At 43.9% G+C, this 971-nt stretch carries 2 protein-coding genes; both read right to left on the bottom strand.

What is annotated here, in order from left to right; all coding sequences use genetic code 11:
* Positions 1–50: 50 nt before the first annotated feature.
* On the bottom strand, positions 51–293 hold the full coding sequence (locus tag MOF34_RS20795; RefSeq protein ID WP_268401596.1) for a hypothetical protein: 243 nt from the start codon (positions 291–293) through the stop codon (positions 51–53).
* Positions 294–326: 33 nt separating this feature from the next.
* On the bottom strand, positions 327–956 hold the full coding sequence (locus MOF34_RS20790; protein ID WP_019714605.1) for an HNH endonuclease family protein: 630 nt from the start codon (positions 954–956) through the stop codon (positions 327–329).
* Positions 957–971 lie beyond the last annotated feature (15 nt).

The raw sequence follows: 971 nt of genomic DNA, 5'->3' as shown, positions 1-971 counted from the left end.
TCCTTAACCGATTCGCAATAAGTTTCATTAAAAACGCCCTTGATATTTGATCAAGGACGCTCAAGCACAGTGGCTAGCATACGGTGGACGACTTCGTGATCAGACGGGTCATTTAAGCGGTAGTCTTTACCTGGAAGAGTATACAGATCCTTGGCGCCTACATATGTAATAGCCAGTGTGAGAACCCCTTTGTCATCACAGGTAGTGATCAGTTCCAGTTCTCCACTAATGACACCTACCTCTTTGGTCATGACACCGTGGGTTGAAATAAAAACGGTCGACTTCTTATCCATCAGCTGACTCCTTTCTGCGTATGACTGTTAAACTTAGTATGAGCAAGTGTTGAGCATGGTTTGCAGTGAAGATTTCTCAGTAGACTGCAAGTTAAGGTTCCAGCGATACTTAGTGTTGATCCACCACTTAGCATACCCACAACGTGCAGCAACACGAGGCGGTTGCCATGTTGAAGGGTCTTGGTCACCTTTAGAGCGGTTGATACTAGCAGTTACTGCAATTAGTTGAGGACCATCGAGGTCGTTAGCGAATTGTTTACGCTTTTCTGTCGTCCAACTACTAGCTCCTGAACGCCATGCTTCTGCTAAAGGAACAATGTGATCAATATCAATTTCGGATGGAGAGTATACTGTAACACCGTCGAAGTAACTATACCATTTACCGGATGTTACAGGACAATTCCCGCTGTAGTATTCAGCGTCACGCTGTAGCACTAGCTGCCGGGTATTGCAACCATTACCTTGACTACTCCAGTGTGGGAACAAATCGCGAGAATAGCCAGTCATCGGATCTTCGGTCTTAACTGTTAAAGAGTTTAATTGTGATTGTGCTTCTAATTTTGAAGGCGTACCTGGTGGCAATGCGGATGCTGTTTGGAGGTCGAAAAGCAATGCAGTAAAAGATAACAATGCAAAAATAAAGAATAATGATTTTCTGAACATAGAAAGCCTCCTATT

It is taken from the genome of Bacillus sp. T17B1 (assembly GCF_026796395.1).
GTDB lineage: Bacteria > Bacillota > Bacilli > Bacillales > Bacillaceae > Bacillus > Bacillus spizizenii_A.
The sequence above is the reverse complement of the archived record's forward strand: the minus strand, read 5'-3'. Positions and strand labels throughout refer to the sequence as shown.

Bases quoted from the DNA above. Each gene is read 5' to 3' on its own strand.
- MOF34_RS20795 (WP_268401596.1), bottom strand. From the start codon at position 293: ATGGATAAGAAGTCGACCGTTTTTATTTCAACCCACGGTGTCATGACC.
- MOF34_RS20790 (WP_019714605.1), bottom strand. From the start codon at position 956: ATGTTCAGAAAATCATTATTCTTTATTTTTGCATTGTTATCTTTTACT.